The sequence below is a fragment of the Eudoraea chungangensis genome (assembly GCF_029360665.1).
Classification (GTDB): Bacteria; Bacteroidota; Bacteroidia; order Flavobacteriales; family Flavobacteriaceae; genus Eudoraea; species Eudoraea chungangensis.
This window is the reverse complement of the sequence record NZ_JARDUB010000006.1, coordinates 240,338-259,009: the sequence shown is the minus strand read 5'-3', so window position 1 is coordinate 259,009 and position 18,672 is coordinate 240,338. Positions and strand designations below refer to the sequence as shown.

Here is an 18,672-nt window from a genome sequence, read left to right as displayed (position 1 = left end):
TTTTATGCTAAAGTTAACCATTTTGAAGAAGTCACTTTTTATTTATTGGTTAAATTTGGTCTATAACCAATAAATATATGAGTAGATCAAGTATAGTTCAGAAAATTAAGGAACATAAAAAACAGCCTAATTTGCGCTATAGTTTAAAACGGGAGGCTGAAGCGTTTACGGATTTATTGTTTCTCACGCTTTTTGATATTGAGACGCCAGTGGAATCTAACATTGACCTATTAGAAAAAAAGTTCGATCGTTTGGTGCAATTGGCTTGTTGGGACGTAGAAAAACCTTGTGCCAAAATATGGGACAGCTACTTGGAGAAATTACCCGAGGTTTTACAGAAGCTAAACCTAGACGCAACTACCATTGCAAATTGTGATCCTGCCTCATTATCCCTAGAAGAAGTTTATATGGCGTACCCTGGCTTTTATGCCATTGCTATATACAGACTTGCTCATGAATTATATAAGAAAGGTTTTCCATTGGTTCCTCGATTAATGACGGAATACGCCCATAGACAAACCGGTGTAGATATCAACCCGGGAGCAGATATTGGCAAGTCTTTCTTTATTGATCATGCCACAGGGGTAGTTATTGGAGAGACTGCAATTATTAAAGACAATGTAAAAATATACCAGGGAGTTACCTTAGGGGCTTTGTACGTAGAGAAAAAGTTGCAGAAGACGAAAAGACATCCTACCATAGAGAATAATGTTACCATCTATGCTAATGCCACTATATTAGGAGGTAATACCGTGGTTGGTGAGAATTCTGTCATAGGTGGAAATGCTTGGATTACTTCTTCAGTGCCTTCAAACTCTACTGTATTCCACAAACCGGATATAAAAATCAAAACCATGCCAAATGTCTAATACAATGATCAGTTTAATTGGAAAAACCCCTCTGGTACTTTCCAAATCTTTAAATAATAATTCCAATGTAAAACTCTATTTTAAAATGGAGGGACACAATCCTGGAGGTAGCGTTAAGGACAGGGCTGCTCATAATATGATTCAGAAGGGTCTGGAAAGAGGAGATTTTGATAAAAACACCAAACTAATAGAAGCTACGAGTGGTAATACCGGAATAGCACTCGCCATGATAGCCAGACTTTACGGTCTCCAAATAGAATTAGTAATGCCTGAGAACTCTACTAAAGAAAGAGTACAGACAATGAAAGCCTATGGAGCCAAAGTTACACTTACCTCTTCAGATATTGGGATTGAAGGTGCAAGAGATTATGCCGAAAATAAAGTGAAAGAAGAAGGCTTTTATATGATCAATCAGTTTGCGAATGAGGATAACTGGAAAGCACATTATAGCAGTACTGGTCCTGAAGTGTGGGAAGATACTAATCATGAGATAACACATTTTGTATCTTCCATGGGTACTACAGGTACTATTATGGGTACTTCGACCTATCTGAAAGAGAAAAATGAAAATATATCTATTGTCGGCGTTCAACCTACAGATAATTCAAGAATACCGGGAATACGAAAATGGCCAGAGGCATATTTACCAAAAATTTATAACAAACAAAAAGTTGATCAGATTTTTGAGGTAAGCGAATCCCAGGCTAGGGAAACAGCCCGTAGATTGGCAAAAGAAGAAGGTATTTTTGCTGGTATGAGCAGTGGGGGTGCCACTTTTGCAGCCTTACAGCTAGCTTCAACATTAAAATCAGGAACTATTGTCTCTATTATCTGTGATAGAGGAGATCGTTATCTTTCTTCTGATCTATTTGATTAATCTCAGTTATTGATCAAAACTAAGGTCATTAAGAAGTAAGCCAGAGCCCGGAGCTATTTTGGAAATTTTTAGCGCATTGCCCTGTATTAAAGATTGCTTAATATCGGTAAGTGATAATTTGCCTTCACCTACTAATAATAGGGCACCCATAATCATTCGTACCTGATAACGTCCAAAGCCTTTACTTTTTATTTTTAGGACATAGCTCGTTTCTGGAAAAAAATTAGCCTTTAGTTGACTATTAATCTCTAGAGAGCAAGTTTGAACAGTTCTTATAAAAGATTTCTTGGAAGTTTTATTGGCCGTATAATTGTGAAAGCTATGGGTTCCCTGAAAAGCCGTAGAACACTGTTTCATCTTATCAATATCTAAAGGGAACATAAAATTTGCCATAAATGGCGCACAAAATGGATGGAATTTTTTTGAAAAGGAAAAAAAGTAATGGTATTCCTTTTGTTTACTGTCCTGAATAATATTAAATTCCCTAGAAGAAGTGCTAATGTCTAATACACGAATATCTGGCGGTAAGTTTATGTTAAGCTCCTGCACAAAATCATTTAGTTCCCCAATTGGTTCGCCGTCTAATATTAGGGTAAAGGCCGCATTTAATGCGGAAACTTTGGCATCAGTTCTTCCGGCACCGAGTATTTTTAGTCTTCGTTGTGGCAGGATATATTTCAGTGTTTTTATAAGCATTCCCTCTATTGTCTTTTGGCCGGGTTGCTTTTGCCAGCCACTATAGCGAAAACCTAAAAACTGCACTCTACACAAATAAAAATGTCTGTTTCTCATAAACCGTATTTATTCTATCGGCCGTAGTCATTTCTTAATTTATTGACTGTTGGCCTTAGCGAAATATGGAAAACTCCTCCTCCGTTAAATTAACCAATATTGCTTTAGTGAGAATGAAAATTTTGTATTTTGTAAATGACAAACAAACTAAACTATTTAATCATGACTAAACAAAATACAAACAAACCACCTATGTGGTTTTGGATAGTGAACATTTTGGCTCTTTTATGGAATTTAATGGGGGTTTTAGCTTATTTAGGACAAGCCTATATGACCGAGGAATCAAAAGCTGACTTAACCGCGGAACAATTAGGTCTTATGGAAAGCACGCCTGCTTGGGTTACAGCTGTTTTTGCCATAGCAGTTTGGGGTGGATTATTGGGATGTATTGCACTCATTTTAAGGAAAAGATGGGCGAAACCGGTATTGCTTTTATCATTTGTAGCCATTGTTATTCAGATGGGGCATTCCTTTTTTATGACCAATGCTTCCGAAGTCTATGGTACGGTTCAAGGAGTAGTAGTTCCCCTATTTGTAATTCTTATTGGGGGAGCATTAGTGCAGTATTCCCGATTTTCAATTAAAAAAGCTTGGCTTAGGTAGCAGTTCTGTTTTAATAGATTATGTTTATCAGAATTAATGCTATGCAAGAGTCCAGATAATAAATTGTTGTTGCTCGTTTTAGGTGTTAATTAATATAGGTTAGAAATTAGATTTAAGATGTCTTTGTAAATATTTTGGGCATGGACTATATTAGATTTCAGCCTCAGAGGCATTTGGAGATAAACCTATCTTTCCTATTCTAATTTTTGGGGTTTTCGCAACACTATTTTACGATTACCCAACAATGTTTACGCTTCATCGAAAATATTGAAATAAAGAAATTAGCAGTCCGTTAATTTGTGCAGACGTTACCCAAAGACCCAAAAACCTACTTACTATGAATGCACTTTTATCTCTTATTAATTGGAAACGATGTATAGCCTTTACGATAGCTACTCTACTTCTTTTGGTAGTTTTTAATTTCTATGGCTTATACACAAACAAATTCTATTTTTTCAAAATTGATAATTACATTTTTCCACTTTTGGTAGGAATTCATTTTGTTTATTTATACGTTTTAAAGTTTAAAATAAGAGAAGACGAGTATACCGATCCACAAATGAGAAATCTAGAATATGCTTTATACGGCGTATTCCTTGTATATATTTTTAAGGCTATGGATACTCTGTATATATTATTAAGCTACGGAAAGTACCAGGATCATATAATGCCAGAGACTTTTATGACCTTTGGAATAACCATCATAAGCCTGCAAATCTTCTTAATACTACTTACTCTAATAGCAGTTTTACATCGGGTACGGTCTATCGGTCCTTACTCCTTTGATAATATCAATGAAAATATTGATTCATGGTCCTAATAAGTTGGAAAGGTCCCAAAAAGGCTATTTATTACCTACAAACGACTAATAAAACTACCGTATAAATCTTTGAATTGATATCCTCTTTGCACTCTTTGCTTACTAAGCTTATTATGCGCAACCAAACCCCAAAGAAGAAACTCCTTTAAGAAATAACTATCTTTTTTAGGAACGTCTTCCTGATATTTTTTTACCAATTCATTTAGCTCCGGAATATTATCAAGAATATTCTCATATTCCTTATCTGCTAAGGCATCCATTAATTCTAAACCTTCACTTTCAAAGAACCAATGTATAATATCGTCGTAAGGTGAAGGAGTATCTTTATTCTCTAATTTCTGTATTTTAGGAAAGTAGTTCGGGAACAAAGATTTTATGGCATCTTCAATTAGGTTTAAGGCTACTTTGTCTGCTCCTTCTTGCTCCCCTTCATAGACCAATTCAATTTTACCGGTAATGGAAGGAATTACACCCATAAAATCGGATAGTCTTACTTTGGTTTTATTGTCTCCGGTAATAAGACTTCTCCGTTCTGCGGTACTCAATAAATTTTCGAAACCAGTTATACTTGTTCTGGCACTTACGCCACTCTTAGCATCTACAAATTCGCTGGTTCTTGCTTCAAAACTAATCTGTTCTAAAAGATCTTTAGCCAGTTCCGGGACATAGATACTATTAGACTGTCTCTCGTCTAACTTTGCTTCCTGAGCAGTAATTCTTTTGGCAATAGATACTTCTTCGGGATAATGGGTTAATATTTGAGAACCAATCCTATCTTTTAAAGGTGTAACTATACTACCCCTATTGGTATAGTCTTCCGGGTTTGCTGTAAAAACAAACTGAATATCCAAAGGCAGTCTTAGTTTAAAACCTCGTATTTGTATATCTCCTTCCTGTAAAATATTAAACAGAGAAACCTGAATCCTCGACTGAAGGTCTGGGAGTTCATTTATTACAAAAATACACCTGTTCGCCCTAGGAATCATTCCAAAATGAATAACTCTATCGTCTGCATAAGAAAGTTTAAGATTTGCAGCCTTTATAGGGTCTACATCTCCAATTAAATCCGCTACGGTAACGTCTGGAGTGGCAAGTTTTTCAAAAAATCGATCCTCTCTATGTATCCAGGAAATAGGAGTTTTATCCCCATGTTCTTTTATTGTTTCAAGACTAAATCGAGAGATTGGTTTTAAAGGATCATCATTTATCTCGGAACCTTCAACTACTGGAATCCATTCGTCTAAAAGATGAACCATCATTCTGGCTAAACGGGTCTTTGCCTGGCCTCGAAGCCCTAATAAATTAATATTATGCCTAGACAGGATAGCTCTTTCCAGTTCAGGAATAACAGAATCTTCGTATCCCCAAATACCCTTGAACGTATTCTCCCCTTTTTTAATCTTTGCTATCAGATTGTCTCTAAGCTCTTCCTTTATACCTTTGGAAGCATAGCCAGCGGCTTTTAAATCTCCCAAATTCTTTATTTTTTTATAGTCCATATATTCTTTTTCTTTTGACTAATTGTATAGTCAAGGCAAATTTATTTTAGTTTTCTTTTTCTGTTTTTCTCATAATCTTCAAAAATCATCTCTCCCAAGCCGTCCAAACCAGTATAAAAGGCCTTTCCCTTGTTCGCTTCGGTAAAATACCTTATAAATTGTCTTAAATAGGGATCTTGGGCAATCATAAAAGTGGTAATGGGAATATGAAGTTTTCTAGCTTGTCTGGCGGTATTGTAACACTTTTCCACAATAAAATCGTCCAAGCCAACACTATTTTTATAATAACTACCATCCGGCATTCGCAGACAACTGGGTTTGCCATCGGTAATCATAAAAATCTGTTTATTGGTGTTTCTTTTTCTTCTGAGAATATCCATGGCTAATTGTAAGCCCGCTACGGTATTCGTATGATATGGTCCTACCTTTAGATAAGGCAAGTCTTTTATTGGGATTGGCCAAGCATCGTTGCCAAATACTAGTATGTCCAGGGTATCCTTCGGATATCTTGTTGTTATAAGCTCTGACAAAGCCATAGCTACTTTCTTAGCTGGTGTAATTCTATCCTCCCCATAAAGAATCATAGAATGACTAATATCTATCATAAGAACAGTACTCATCTGTGCCTTATAATGCGTATCCTCTACTACTAAATCATCTTCCGAGAGGAAGAAACTGTCCATCCCATGATTTATTTGTGCATTTTTAAGACTCTCGGTCATAGAAATATTCTCTAAAGAATCCCCATAGCGATATTCCCGAAAATCTCCTGTATGTTCATCTCCTCGGCCGGCTTTTCCCGTATGATGATTACCACTGCCACTTCTCTTTAATTTTCCAAATATTTGATCTAAAGCATGCTGCCTAATTATTCGTTCCATTTTTGCGGTAATAGAGAGATTGGCCTCTCCTGGTCCTTCCCCTTCATTGCCGGGCTCTATTTCTTCTCTTAAGTATCCTTTGTCCTTCAGGTCTTCTATAAAATCATCGATAGTATAGTCCTCATCAGTAAGCCCATATTCTTCATCTAATTCTCTTAACCAGTCTAGGGCTTCGTCTACATCTCCTGAAGTATGTGTAATCAATTCTTGAAATATTTCAAAAAGCTTTTCGAAAGGAGTGAGATTTGGTGCATTATAAGTACGGAATACAAATCCTTTTCCTGTTTTCATAGTCATTTATTAAAAATACTACATTTAGGAAAATTGTTTACTTATTTAAAGAAAACTTAACTATTTTGAGCTATTGCTCCTTATGACGTTTTCTTAAAACTTCCTCTATGTCCTTTAAAGTGTAGCCCTTTGCCTGTAGCAAGATTAAATAATGAAACAGCAAATCAGAACTCTCTTCTAAAAATAAGCGGTTGTTATTATCCATGGCCTCAATAACTGTTTCCACAGCTTCCTCCCCAACTTTCTGTGCAATTTTGTTGATACCCGACCTAAAAAGGGAATTTACATAACTCTTACTCTCAGCGTTATCATTTTTTCGCTCAGAGATTACTTCTTCCAATTTTGAAATAAAACCATAAGAGGCTTCATTTATTTCGTTCCAACAGGTGTCGCTGCCTAGGTGACAGGTAGGACCTACTGGATTTACACGGACTAAAAGCGTATCCTTATCGCAGTCTAGTTTTATACTGACTAACTTTAAATAATTACCACTATCCTCCCCTTTTGTCCATAGTCTCTTTTTACTTCGACTAAAAAAAGTAACCTTTCCTAATAAAGTAGTCTGTTCTAATGCCTTTTCATTCATATATCCAAGCATCAAAACCTTAGAGGTACTATCATCCTGAATTATGGCAGGTACTAAGCCATCAGTACTTTTATCAAAAGCTATATCCATCATATGTCTTACTTTATACTATAATTACAATCTTACAGGGATACCATTTTGTCTAAGAATCCCTTTTAATTCAACAAAGCGAATTTCCTTAAAATGAAAAACACTTGCTGCCAAAGCGGCGTCTGCTTTCCCTTTTATAAATGCATCTACAAAATGACTTGTATTTCCTGCTCCGCCTGAAGCTATAATAGGAATATTTCTTTCTGTTGAAAGTCTATTCAAGGCTTTATTTGCAAAGCCATTTTTAGTACCATCATGATCCATAGAGGTAAATAAAATCTCACCCGCCCCCCTTTCTTCAACTTCTTTTGCCCAGGAAAAAAGTTCAAATTCCGTAGGTACTTTGCCCCCTACCAGATGCACTTTCCAAACATCTCTAATTTTCTTTGCATCAATGGCTACGACAATACATTGAGAACCAAATTTGGCAACCAAGTTGTCTATTAAATCTGGATTCTTAACTGCGGATGAATTTATGGACACTTTGTCTGCCCCATTCTGTAATAATACGTCAACATCGTTTACAGAAGAAATTCCTCCACCTACTGTAAAAGGAATATTAACTTTTGCGGCAACGTCTCTTACCAGTTTTACTAGTGTTTTACGCTTTTCTTCGGTGGCAGATATATCCAAAAAAACTAATTCATCCGCGCCTTCTCTTGCATAAATTTCCGCCAATTCTACCGGATCTCCCGCATCTCGTAGTGCTACAAAGTTGACTCCTTTAACCGTTCGTCCGTCTTTAATATCTAAACAGGGTATAATTCTTTTTGTAAGCATTTTCAGATTTCGTTAGTTTTATTTAAATCTAGTCCATTATAAAATCCCAAATCCTTGTTTTTAATCATTTTGGTCCAAATAGCAATCTGGCCTGTATGATAAGAATAATGTTCTACAGCGTGCATTACTAGCCCGATGCCCGAGAATTCAAAACCCTGTACTTTTCTATATTTTAGAAACTCTTTTTTACCAGTAGCTCTCAAGACTTTTTTGGAATCGCTAACCGTTCTTTCTAATTGAGTTATCAACAAATTTAATTCAGGACCATTATCGGTATTAAATTCTTTCTTACGATTTCGATTATCTGGTTTCTCTCCCAGAGAGGAAATAATATACTGGGACATATTGCCACAAATGTGTAAAACTAAATTACCGACACTATTAGAAACCTCATTGGGTTTAATCCATATCTCTTCCTTGTCCCATAGTTGAAGGCATTTTTTAATCATACGGGTGCTCTCATCTAATCGGAAACAAGCATTTTCAATTATTTCTTTTTCCCAAATTCCCTCTTTTATCTTCATTGATTTATAATATAGCTTTCCAATTGTTTAAGCGAAATTCGCTCCTCATATATGGCCTTACCAATTATGGCTCCTTCACAACCAATGGTATTAAGCGCTCTTAAGTCATCCATGGAACTTATTCCACCGCTTGCAATTAGATTAATACCAAATTCTTCCTTGTCTTCCACCCCACTCGCCGTTACTGAGGTTTTATGAACCATTGTACTTGCTAATAGCTCTCGATATAAGGGAGTAGAAGGCCCTTGAAGCATCCCATCCTTTTGAATATCGGTGCATATTACATATTTAACCCCTTTTTTCTGATAGTCCTTAACAAATGGAATTAGCTTTAATTCTGTTTCTTCCACCCATCCGGCAATGGCTATTTTATCATGGTGTACGTCGGCCCCTAGGATTATCTTGTCTCCCCCATAGGTGATAAGCCAATTGTTAAATGTTTCCGGGTCTTTCACTGCAATACTACCCCCGGTAATCTGCCTCGCTCCGGAATTAAAGGCTATCTTCAAATCCTCATCCGATTTTAATCCACCGCCAAAATCAATCAGAAGATCTGTTTTAGTAGCAATTTCTTCTAATACTTTATAATTAACAATATGACTTGCTTTTGCACCATCTAAATCTACTAAGTGCAGCTGCTTAATTCCATGGTTTTGAAATGCCTTGGCTACTTCTAAGGGACTTTCATTGTATATCTTTTTGGTAGTGTAATCGCCTTGTGAGAGTCGAACACACTTCCCTTCAATAATATCAATTGCAGGTATTAGTCTCATTTTAAATTTCTTTTAAGCATCCAAGTATCGGGATGCAAAATTTTTTCAAATCCATATTTCGCATAAAAGTTGTGGGCATCTTTTGTACGCAATCCTAAACCGTTTACATTTTCCAATTCTGGAATTTTCAGGATGCTACTCAGGAGGTATTCCCCAACACCTTTTTTCTGTTCCGATTCAACAACAAAAAAATCCATTACCCAACCAAACACAACCCTATCCGTGACAATTCTCGCAAACGCAATTTGTTCGAATTCTCTAAAAACTCCAAAACAAATAGAGTTTTCCATAGATTTTATAACGTCGGCTTTTGTACGTCCTATGGCCCAATAAGCTTTTTCAGAGAGAAATTGATGGATTAGATCTAAATCCATTTCATCCTTATTTCTACTAATTCGAATATGCATCATAAGGATTCATCTCTATAAAATTTTTTAAAATTTGTTCCCCAGTGGTACTACTTTTTTCTGGATGAAACTGCACTCCAAAAAAATTATTCTTACGTAGAGCGCTACTATAAGGTAATTCATAACTTGAAGTCGCGATAGTATAGTCGCTAATTGGGGCGTAATAGCTATGTACTAAATAAATATAGTCTAGTTCATTAATATTATGAAACAAACCAGATTTTAGATCTGTGATTTGATTCCATCCAATCTGTGGTACTTTAACTTTGTTGGTAAAACGAACTACCTCAGTATCAAATATGCCCAATCCTTTGGTGCTGCCTTCTTCGGAAGAGTTACACATCAACTGCATACCAAGGCATATCCCCAGCACAGGCTGTTTAAGTGTTGGTACTAAAGTATCTAATTTACTGGCCTTCAATTTCCGCATAGCACTGCTTGCCTCGCCAACACCAGGAAAAATAACCCTATCTGAGGAAGATATTTCTTCCCAATCTTTAGTCAACTTAGGTGTAATTCCTAGTCTTTCAAAAGCAAACTTAATGCTTTGAATATTCCCTGCTCCATAGTCTATTATTACTGTTGTCATATGTATAACCTATGTTATTCGCTTAATACGTATTGTATTATAACACTCCTTTTGTAGAAGGAAGAAACATTTTATTAGGATCTCTTTTTACTGCCATTTTGATTGCCTTGGCAAAAGCTTTAAAAATAGCCTCTATTTTATGATGTTCATTGGTACCCTCGGCTTTAATATTTAGATTGGCTTTGGCGCCATCTGAAAACGACTTAAAGAAATGAAAAAACATTTCTGTAGGCATTTGTCCTATCATTTCTCTCTTAAATTCAGCCTGCCAAACCAGCCAATTACGTCCTCCAAAGTCTAGTGCTACTTGGGCCAGACAATCATCCATAGGTAGACAAAAGCCATATCTTTCCACTCCTAGTTTATCCCCTATGGCTGTATGAAATGCCTCTCCTAAGGCAATAGCTGTGTCTTCTATAGTGTGATGTTCATCTACTTCTAGGTCTCCCTCAACGTTTACTTTTAAATCAATTAGTCCATGCTTTGAAATCTGTTCTAACATATGATCAAAAAATGCGATACCTGTAGAAATCTCTGCTTTACCTGTACCATCTAAATCAATCTCAATTTCGATTGCCGTTTCTTTTGTTATTCTGGAAATTGTTGCCTGTCTATCGTTTAATTTTAGAAATTCATAGATAGAAATCCAACTGTTGGTTTCTAATGCAATGGCATTCTGTAAAACATCATTTGGGGTTACTACTTCCTCCCCTCCTAGATCTTCTGTATTATTAATATAAATACCCTTGGCTCCTAAGTTAATTGCCAGCTCAATATCGGTTAATCGATCCCCGATAACAAACGAATTTTCCAAGTCGTAATCCTCAGTGAAGTACTTTTTCAATAATCCGGTTCCTGGTTTACGCGTATCTGCGTTTTCATGGGCAAAAGTCTTATCTATAAACACCTCTGAGAAGATTATGCCTTCATTCTTGAAACATTCAATTACAAAATCATGAACTGGCCAAAAGGTATTTTCTGGAAAAGAGGCTGTGCCTAACCCGTCTTGGTTTGTAATCATTACAATTTCAAAATTGAGTTCTTCAACTATTTTAAGCAATTGACTAAATACACGAGGATAAAAACTTACTTTGTCGAAGCTGTCTATTTGTTCATCCTCCGGTTCCAGTATTAAAGTACCATCCCGATCTATAAAGAGTACTTTGGTTTTGTTTATTTTTTTTTGTTGTTTCATAATTCTTGTAAAGCCCTAATAAGGGTATTATTTTCATTAAAAAGACCTATGCTAAATCGCAGACAGTTTTCACAAAGAGGTTGTGAAGATCTATTGCGAATAACAATCCCTTTACCTATTAGCTGTTTATACCGTAGATTGGCATCATCTACTTTTACTAAAATAAAGTTTGCTTCCGAAGGATAAATGTGTTCTATAAAGCCAATTTCCTTAAGCTCCTTTACCATTCTGTCCTTTTCAATATTTATCTCTGCAATTCTGGCTAAAGTAATTTCCTCGTTTAGTATTTCCTGTAAAGCTCTTGCCTGCGTCAGTTCATTAATATTGTATGGTGGTTTAATTCGGTTTAATATTTGAATGACTTCCTCAGAAGCGATGCAAACTCCCAACCGTAAACCGGCCAGTCCAATGGCTTTAGAAAAAGTTCTGGTAACAATTAAATTCGGGTATTTTTCCAATCGATTTATCAGGCTTTCTTGCTTAGCAAAATCTATATACGCCTCATCTACTACTACCAAGCCTTTAAACCCTTCTAATAAACAGATTATGCTATCATAACTAAAACTATTGGCAGTTGGATTATTAGGGGAACACAGCAGTATTAACTTCGTATTATCATTTACCTGTTTCATGATACCCTCCACATCTAATTGAAATTCATCGGTGAGGTAAACTTCCCTATTTTCTATTGCATTGATTCCTGCCAAAACCTTATACATCCCATACGTTGGTGGCATGGTAATAATATTATCCATCTGGGGTTCACAAAAAGCACGATAGATTAAATCTAAAACTTCATCACTGCCATTTCCTAATAAAATGGACGTCTCTGGGACGCTATATTTCTTACTTAGTTCACCTTTTAGAGTTCTTTGCTGAGGATCAGGATATCTATTAACACCATTGGGGTATGGACTCTCATTAGCATCTAAAAATATCATAAATTCCCCATTAGACGTGAATTCATCTCTGGCAGATGAATACGGCACTAGGTCTTTTATACTTTCCCTTACCAATTTATTTAAACTAAACCCCATTTCTTTAATACCAGTTGTTTACTTATCATTAAATCCCTTCTCTATTTCCTTGAGCCTTAATGTTACGGCATTTTTATGAGCGTGCAAGCCCTCCGCTTTGGCCATAAGTTCTATGGAAGTTCCTAGGTTTTTTAAACCATGAGAACTAATCTTTTGAAAAGTCATACTCTTCATAAAACTATCTAGATTAACTCCACTGTACTGTTTGGCATAACCATTAGTTGGCAGTGTATGATTTGTTCCTGAAGCATAGTCGCCTGCACTTTCTGGCGTGAAATTACCAATAAATACGGAGCCCGCATTTTGGATATTGTCTATAAAATATTCTTCTTCTTTTGAACATACTATAAAATGTTCAGGACCATATTCGTTTATAAGTTCTATTGCTGTATGGTTATCTTCTACAAAGATTAATTTACCGTTTTGCATAGCTTTTTCAGCAATATTCTTTCTGGGCAGATTTGTTAGCTGTAATTCAATCTCTTCACTTACTTCTTTAATTAGTTTTTGAGAAGTACTTACCAATATAACCTGACTATCCGTTCCGTGCTCTGCCTGGCTTAATAGATCGGATGCAATAAAGGATGGAATCCCGGTCTCATCCGAAAATACTAATAGTTCACTTGGGCCTGCCGGCATATCAATGGCTACACCGAATTTGGTAGCCAGTTGTTTCGCAACGGTAACATACTGATTACCCGGTCCAAATAGTTTATAAACCCTTGGAATAGTCTCTGTTCCAAAAGTTAATGCCGCAATAGCCTGAATACCGCCAACCTTATAAACTTTCTGTATCCCACACAAATTGGCTGTATAAAGAATTACCGGATCTATCTCTCCTTTATTATTTGGAGGTGTACATAAGATAATCTCCGGACAAGCCGCAATACTTGCAGGTACTGCCAACATTAATATAGTAGAAAAAAGAGGCGCCGTTCCCCCGGGAATATATAAGCCAACTTTTTGAATTGGTCTTTTTTCCTGCCAGCATAAAACTCCCGAAGTAGTCTCTACTTCTACTCGATTACTAATCTGCGCTTTGTGAAACTTTTCAATATTGCTTTTGGCTATCTGTATCGCTTCTTTTAATTCCAGTGGAACACTATCTGCAGACTTATCCAATGCCGACTTTTGTACCCTGCTATCTGGTAGATTTACCTTGTCGAACTTCTTAGTATATTCCTTTACAGCTTCATCCCCACCCTTTTTAATTTCTTCAAAAACTGATAAGACGGTATTCTCTATAGCGGCCAGGGAAGCTGTTGGTCTTTTCAAAAGTTTGTCCCAATTACTTTTTAGAGGGTTTATATATGTGTTCATAATACCATTTTTTCAATCGGACAAACAAGAATTCCTTCTGCTCCAGCTACTTTTAGCTCTTTAATCACTTCCCAGAATTTGTCCTTTTTAATTACTGTATGTACCGAGCTCCATCCTTTTTCGGCTAAAGGGAGTACTGTTGGACTGCGCATTCCTGGCAAAATTTTAATAACATTTTCTAAGCTATTATCTGGTACATTCATCAATACGTACTTCGCCTTACGTCCTCTAAGTACAGCTTGAATTCGAAATTTTAATTCTTCCAGAATCTCGTTGGCCTCTTTGTTAAGTTTTGGCGAAACGGCCAGAACAGCCTCACTATTGTGCATCACTTCTACCTCTTTAAGATTATTTTTAAAAAGTGTACTGCCACTTGAAACTATGTCACAAATGGCGTCTGCAAGTCCAATATTTGGCGCTATTTCTACCGAGCCATTAATAATATGAAGATCGGCATTTATGCCCTTTTTTTGTAAGTACTGCTTTAGCGTGTTGGGATATGAAGTCGCAATTCGCTTTCCCTCTAAATCGCTAATATTATTATATTTAAAAGACTTAGGTACTGCCAAAGAAACTCTGCATCCGGAAAATCCAAGCTTTTCTGTTATTGTAATATTGCTGCCCTTTTCTAATAACACATTTTCCCCGATAATTGCAATATCTACTACCCCATCCAAGAGGTATTGTGGAATATCTCCATTTCGCAGGTAGAAAACTTCCATCGGAAAGTTTTTTGCGGAGGCTTTTAATTGATCCTTTCCGTTGTCGATAGAAATACCGCACTCTTTTAGAATCTTTATAGAATCTTCGTTTAGTCGACCCGACTTTTGGATCGCAATTCTTAAATTATTCATAGTAATTTTAATTTATTATATATCGATGTCTTTAAAAGCAAAACCCGCTTGATTTCTCAAACGGGTCCGATATATTTTGGAATACAACAATACATTTCTACCTCGCCTGAGTGCCAGTGTATAAATGATGATGTATCGACTTGTTTTTCATTTGATGTAAAATTAGAATTTATTTTTATTCCACAAAATGAATTTTCATTAATTATTTCCTAAGATTAAAGGAAGTCCATCCCCACCGGAACCAATGACTACTACTTTTGCATTTGGAGATTCCGCCATTTTTAAGGTCGCATCAATCCCTTTGTCTTTAAGAATTTTATCGGTTAAAGAAGCACTCAAAATACGGTTGGCATCGGCCTTACCCTGTGCTTCTATTCTAACTTTTTCTGCTTCTTTAGAAGCCGTGACGAGTCTAAATTCGTATTCTAAAGATTCCTGTTCCTGTTTTAATTTTCGTTCTATTGCCTCTTTGATGGTTGGTGGCAAGGTTACATCACGAATAAGAATTTCGTTTAATTGAATATACTGATCTTGAACAATGTTTTTAGTTTCTTCAAATATTTCTACCTGTATTGCATCTCGTTTACTGGAATAAAGTTGTTCAGGGGTATATCTACCAACAACACTCCTAGCTGCTGAACGAATGGCAGGAAGTAGAATTCTCTCCTTGTACATTTCACTTTTTTCTTGGTGCAATTTTCCTAGATCTTCATAAAAAGGCTGAAACCAGGCAGAGGCATCTAGCTGAATGTCTAGTCCATTACTTGATAGCACTTTCATCTTTTCGAACACTTCTTGTTGCCTTACCTCATAAATAAATACCTTATTCCAAGGGGCCACAATATGAAAACCTTCTCCGAGTGGCGCCTCATCCGTTACCACTCCTCCACCAAATGTTTTATATAAAACTCCGGCCTCACCGGAACCGATGGTAACCGCCGATTTTGAAATTAGAATAATTACTAAAACAATAATAAATACTACAGGCAATGCAATTTTGGGTAACTTATCCATATATTTTTTTTTAGATTAATCCGAAATACTTTCTTAAAAACCATTCCGCGGCCATGGCTATAACGATTGTGGCAAGAAGGACTTTAAAGTCGATCAAAGATACGACATTTTGATTGCTTTTCTGTAGGGGAACATAACGATTATCCTGTGAGAGGGTGGCTACCATTTCTGAGAGCTGATCCGGGTAAAACAAAGCTCCCTGACTGTTCTTAGCTGCTCTATCTAATTTGCTATAATTACTAGAAAGAGAGAGGTTTTCGAGATCGTATTCAAGGATGGTAAAAGTCCCTTTCTCAGAAATATCCTGGTTTTCCACCGACACTTCAAAACTATAATTTCCTGGTAATAAACTGCTTAAATCTACTTCATAGTAGCCGTTTTTTAAAAGAAGGGTTAGTTCTCTTCTTTCGTTATTCGGTGTATCTCCTATAAGTTTTAACGAAAGGGTCGCAGCTGGCTCAAAATTATATACTTCATCAAAATATCGCGCCTTTATAAAGGCATTATTGCTTCCGTAGAATATATTTTGATAGTCTAGAGTTAACCTACTCTTAGGATCACTATCTGCCAGGTAAAAAATAGTCTTAGCCCATAGGTCGTCAAATCTTTCAAAGGACTTTTCTTGCCTGTATATTTCCATACGCCATTTCCAAATATCCTCACCAAATAGGACGGCCTCCCTACTATTGGCCGATTCCAGAATGGAAAACAGTGGGTCTTCTAAGGGCACACCCTTAATCTTCTGTTCCAATATATTTTCATGCGCCGTAGTGATTAATAGTTCTCCCAAAACAGTTTTTAAAGGAGGAAGATTATTTATTTCAAATTCTTTAATATCGAATTTGGTAAATCCTTCATTAAAAAGCGGATAAACATCCTCATTCTGTTCAAAACTATTCATTTGAAAACTATTCTGAACCTCGTTTAGAAAGTTCCAATCGGTCTTAGTACCAACAATAGTAAAATAGCTAAGATCCTTATTTTGTATAAAATCATAAATATTTTGTAAGCTCCTGTCTGGTTGGTAGAGTATAAATAAATCAAAGGCATCTAAGGATGTTGCCTCTATATTAGGTTTTAGAATAGATACTTGTCTTTGTTCGTTAGTTTCAATAGATTTTTTAAGAACCCCAAGATCGGGATGCATCATGTTGGTAACTAAGGCAATATTTGTTTTCTCATCAATAACTTCAATAGCTATTTCTCTTTCATTATTGGCCAGATTTTTTTCATTCACCAGGGGCCTTAGTGATATCTTAAGATTTCTTATACCAACCTCAGAGGCCTCCATTAAGATTTCTTTAGTTAAGGCCCTTTTATTGCTATTTAAAACAATAGACTCTCTAAACATCAACTTTCCATTTTCTCTGATACTTAGTTCTGAAGAGACATCACTATCTCCATTATAGGAAATTAGAATTTCTAAAGGGAACTGATTTTTTAAGAAGGCATACTTATTAGAATTAATTTGATCAATGCTTAAATCATCAAATTTAGTAGTGTCTCCTATTACTATGGGAAAAATGGACTTGGCTTGCCTTTGTGCATAAAACTCATAATCTTCTCCAAGATTTTGATTGCCATCCGTTAATAGTAAATATGCTGAGTTGGTATCTTTGTAAATATTATTGGCAGAGGACAGGGCCTTACCAATATTTGTGTAATTCTCCGTAAAACCAAGACTGTCTAAGGAATATAGACTATTCCCAAAAGAATACATAACTGTATTAAACCTCTCATCAAGTAAATCATTTTGATCTATAAATGCCAAAATACTTTCAACTTCCTCCGTGGCATTAGCTGTTTTTATCGAAGAAGAATTATCAACAAGGACAACTAAATTAGGTTTTTCTGTTACAAAAGTATTTTTTGTAATCTTTGGATTGATTAAGAGAAAGAGTAATAAGAACAGGACTACAAACCTTAATAAACCAAGGGTATATTGAAGCTTTTTATTTTGTATTGCCTTATAGAAATATTGGAAATAGACAACGGCAAAGGCGAATATTGCCGCTAAAATAATAAGCAGTACGGTTTGTAATTGCATAATCCTTTTAGCTAATTTGCCTGTTTCTTATCAATGTTTAAAATAATTTTAAGTTAGCATACCCCCATCAACGTTTAAAACTTGTCCGGTTATATAAGCCGACATATCTGAGGCAAGAAATAGACATGCATTGGCAACATCTTCTGGCAGACCTCCACGTTTTAATGGTATAGCGTTTCGCCATCCTTGTACGGTTTTCTCATCTAGTTTATCTGTCATTTCAGTTTCAATAAAGCCCGGAGCAACGGCATTACAGCGAATATTACGAGACCCTAGTTCTAAGGCTACAGATTTGGTAAAACCTATCATTCCAGCCTTGGAAGCAGCGTAATTGGTCTGCCCTGCATTACCTTTAACCCCTACAACACTACTCATGTTTATTATAGAGCCCTTGCGTTGTTTTAACATAGTACGTTGAACTGCCTTAGTCATATTAAAAACAGATTTCAAATTAATCTCAATAACCGAATCAAAATCTTCCTCTCCCATTCGCATCAAAAGATTGTCTTTAGTTATACCTGCATTATTAATTAGTATATCTATTCCTCCAAAATCCTCCAAAACCTGCTTTACCAATTCTTCGGCTGCGCCAAAACTTGCAGCGTTGCTTTTATAAGCTTTTGCCTTTATCCCTTTTTCGGTAAGTGCTTTTTCTAATTCTAAAGCAGGTGCTTCACTAGAACTAAAGGTAAAGGCTACATTAGCACCATGATTGGCAAAAATTTCTGCTATTCCTTTTCCTATACCTCTACTGGCACCGGTTATTATTACATTTTTCCCTTCTAGAATTTTCATAATTCCCTAATTTTTAATGGATATTATTC

Annotated in this window: 20 protein-coding genes; 4 read left to right on the top strand and 16 right to left on the bottom strand. The window is 36.0% G+C overall.

The annotated features are described in order from the left end of the window. Positions 1 to 77 precede the first annotated feature (77 nt). Both epsC and cysM read left to right on the top strand, forming a co-directional pair. Positions 78 to 869: a serine O-acetyltransferase EpsC gene (gene epsC / locus PXG98_RS14005; RefSeq protein WP_276392044.1), complete on the top strand. Its 792-nt coding sequence runs from the start codon at positions 78 to 80 to the stop codon at positions 867 to 869. Further along, positions 862 to 1,746 (top strand): cysteine synthase CysM, encoded by an 885-nt coding sequence (cysM, locus tag PXG98_RS14000; protein ID WP_276392042.1) that lies wholly within the window; start codon positions 862 to 864, stop codon positions 1,744 to 1,746. Before epsC ends, cysM begins: the two co-directional genes overlap by 8 nt. A 6-nt stretch (positions 1,747 to 1,752) precedes the next feature. Here cysM and truA read toward each other — a convergent pair whose 3' ends face one another. Next, entirely contained in the window at positions 1,753 to 2,538 is a 786-nt protein-coding gene (gene truA, locus PXG98_RS13995) for a tRNA pseudouridine(38-40) synthase TruA (protein ID WP_276392041.1), read from the bottom strand. A 162-nt stretch (positions 2,539 to 2,700) separates the two neighbouring features. On the opposite strand from truA, the gene PXG98_RS13990 reads away from it, so the two are divergent. Beyond that, positions 2,701 to 3,141 carry a hypothetical protein gene (locus tag PXG98_RS13990; protein WP_276392040.1) on the top strand — a complete coding sequence of 147 codons (441 nt, stop codon included), beginning with the start codon at positions 2,701 to 2,703 and terminating at the stop codon, positions 3,139 to 3,141. A gap of 337 nt (positions 3,142 to 3,478) precedes the next feature. Then, on the top strand, positions 3,479 to 3,961 hold the full coding sequence (locus PXG98_RS13985; RefSeq protein ID WP_276392038.1) for a hypothetical protein: 483 nt from the start codon (positions 3,479 to 3,481) through the stop codon (positions 3,959 to 3,961). A gap of 35 nt (positions 3,962 to 3,996) precedes the next feature. Here the strand turns inward: PXG98_RS13985 and PXG98_RS13980 are convergent, their stop codons facing one another. The 15 genes from PXG98_RS13980 to fabG all read right to left on the bottom strand — a co-directional run bounded on the left by PXG98_RS13980 (position 3,997) and on the right by fabG (position 18,643). Further along, positions 3,997 to 5,460, bottom strand: coding sequence for an AAA family ATPase (locus tag PXG98_RS13980; protein ID WP_276392036.1), 1,464 nt, complete (start codon positions 5,458 to 5,460; stop codon positions 3,997 to 3,999). A gap of 41 nt (positions 5,461 to 5,501) precedes the next feature. Continuing rightward, positions 5,502 to 6,638 (bottom strand): vWA domain-containing protein, encoded by a 1,137-nt coding sequence (locus tag PXG98_RS13975; protein WP_276392034.1) that lies wholly within the window; start codon positions 6,636 to 6,638, stop codon positions 5,502 to 5,504. Positions 6,639 to 6,702: 64 nt separating this feature from the next. Continuing rightward, positions 6,703 to 7,308: a bifunctional phosphoribosyl-AMP cyclohydrolase/phosphoribosyl-ATP diphosphatase HisIE gene (hisIE, locus tag PXG98_RS13970; RefSeq protein WP_276392757.1), complete on the bottom strand. Its 606-nt coding sequence runs from the start codon at positions 7,306 to 7,308 to the stop codon at positions 6,703 to 6,705. Between the two features lie 24 nt (positions 7,309 to 7,332). Continuing rightward, entirely contained in the window at positions 7,333 to 8,088 is a 756-nt protein-coding gene (hisF, locus tag PXG98_RS13965) for an imidazole glycerol phosphate synthase subunit HisF (protein WP_276392031.1), read from the bottom strand. Between the two features lie 2 nt (positions 8,089 to 8,090). Further along, positions 8,091 to 8,612, bottom strand: a complete 522-nt coding sequence (locus PXG98_RS13960) for a DinB family protein (protein ID WP_276392029.1) — start codon at positions 8,610 to 8,612, stop codon at positions 8,091 to 8,093. Next, positions 8,609 to 9,385 carry a 1-(5-phosphoribosyl)-5-[(5-phosphoribosylamino)methylideneamino]imidazole-4-carboxamide isomerase gene (locus tag PXG98_RS13955; protein ID WP_276392027.1) on the bottom strand — a complete coding sequence of 259 codons (777 nt, stop codon included), beginning with the start codon at positions 9,383 to 9,385 and terminating at the stop codon, positions 8,609 to 8,611. The genes PXG98_RS13960 and PXG98_RS13955 overlap by 4 nt, the downstream gene beginning before the upstream one ends. Beyond that, positions 9,382 to 9,795: a GNAT family N-acetyltransferase gene (locus tag PXG98_RS13950; RefSeq protein ID WP_276392025.1), complete on the bottom strand. Its 414-nt coding sequence runs from the start codon at positions 9,793 to 9,795 to the stop codon at positions 9,382 to 9,384. Before PXG98_RS13950 ends, PXG98_RS13955 begins: the two co-directional genes overlap by 4 nt. After that, positions 9,776 to 10,381 (bottom strand): imidazole glycerol phosphate synthase subunit HisH, encoded by a 606-nt coding sequence (hisH, locus tag PXG98_RS13945; RefSeq protein WP_276392022.1) that lies wholly within the window; start codon positions 10,379 to 10,381, stop codon positions 9,776 to 9,778. The genes PXG98_RS13950 and hisH overlap by 20 nt, the downstream gene beginning before the upstream one ends. Positions 10,382 to 10,418: 37 nt before the next feature. Further along, positions 10,419 to 11,576, bottom strand: coding sequence for a bifunctional histidinol-phosphatase/imidazoleglycerol-phosphate dehydratase HisB (hisB, locus tag PXG98_RS13940; RefSeq protein WP_276392020.1), 1,158 nt, complete (start codon positions 11,574 to 11,576; stop codon positions 10,419 to 10,421). Beyond that, on the bottom strand, positions 11,573 to 12,613 hold the full coding sequence (hisC, locus tag PXG98_RS13935) for a histidinol-phosphate transaminase (protein ID WP_276392019.1): 1,041 nt from the start codon (positions 12,611 to 12,613) through the stop codon (positions 11,573 to 11,575). Before hisC ends, hisB begins: the two co-directional genes overlap by 4 nt. Before the next feature lie 18 nt (positions 12,614 to 12,631). Further along, a complete protein-coding gene (hisD, locus tag PXG98_RS13930; protein WP_276392017.1) occupies positions 12,632 to 13,933 on the bottom strand; it encodes a histidinol dehydrogenase in 1,302 nt (433 codons plus the stop codon). Further along, complete coding sequence (gene hisG, locus PXG98_RS13925) at positions 13,930 to 14,787, bottom strand: ATP phosphoribosyltransferase (RefSeq protein ID WP_276392016.1); 858 nt, start codon at positions 14,785 to 14,787, stop codon at positions 13,930 to 13,932. Before hisG ends, hisD begins: the two co-directional genes overlap by 4 nt. Before the next feature lie 198 nt (positions 14,788 to 14,985). Then, positions 14,986 to 15,801, bottom strand: coding sequence for a prohibitin family protein (locus PXG98_RS13920; protein ID WP_276392015.1), 816 nt, complete (start codon positions 15,799 to 15,801; stop codon positions 14,986 to 14,988). A gap of 10 nt (positions 15,802 to 15,811) precedes the next feature. Continuing rightward, entirely contained in the window at positions 15,812 to 17,848 is a 2,037-nt protein-coding gene (locus PXG98_RS13915; RefSeq protein ID WP_276392013.1) for a vWA domain-containing protein, read from the bottom strand. Positions 17,849 to 17,896: 48 nt separating this feature from the next. After that, entirely contained in the window at positions 17,897 to 18,643 is a 747-nt protein-coding gene (gene fabG, locus PXG98_RS13910; protein ID WP_276392012.1) for a 3-oxoacyl-[acyl-carrier-protein] reductase, read from the bottom strand. Positions 18,644 to 18,672 lie beyond the last annotated feature (29 nt).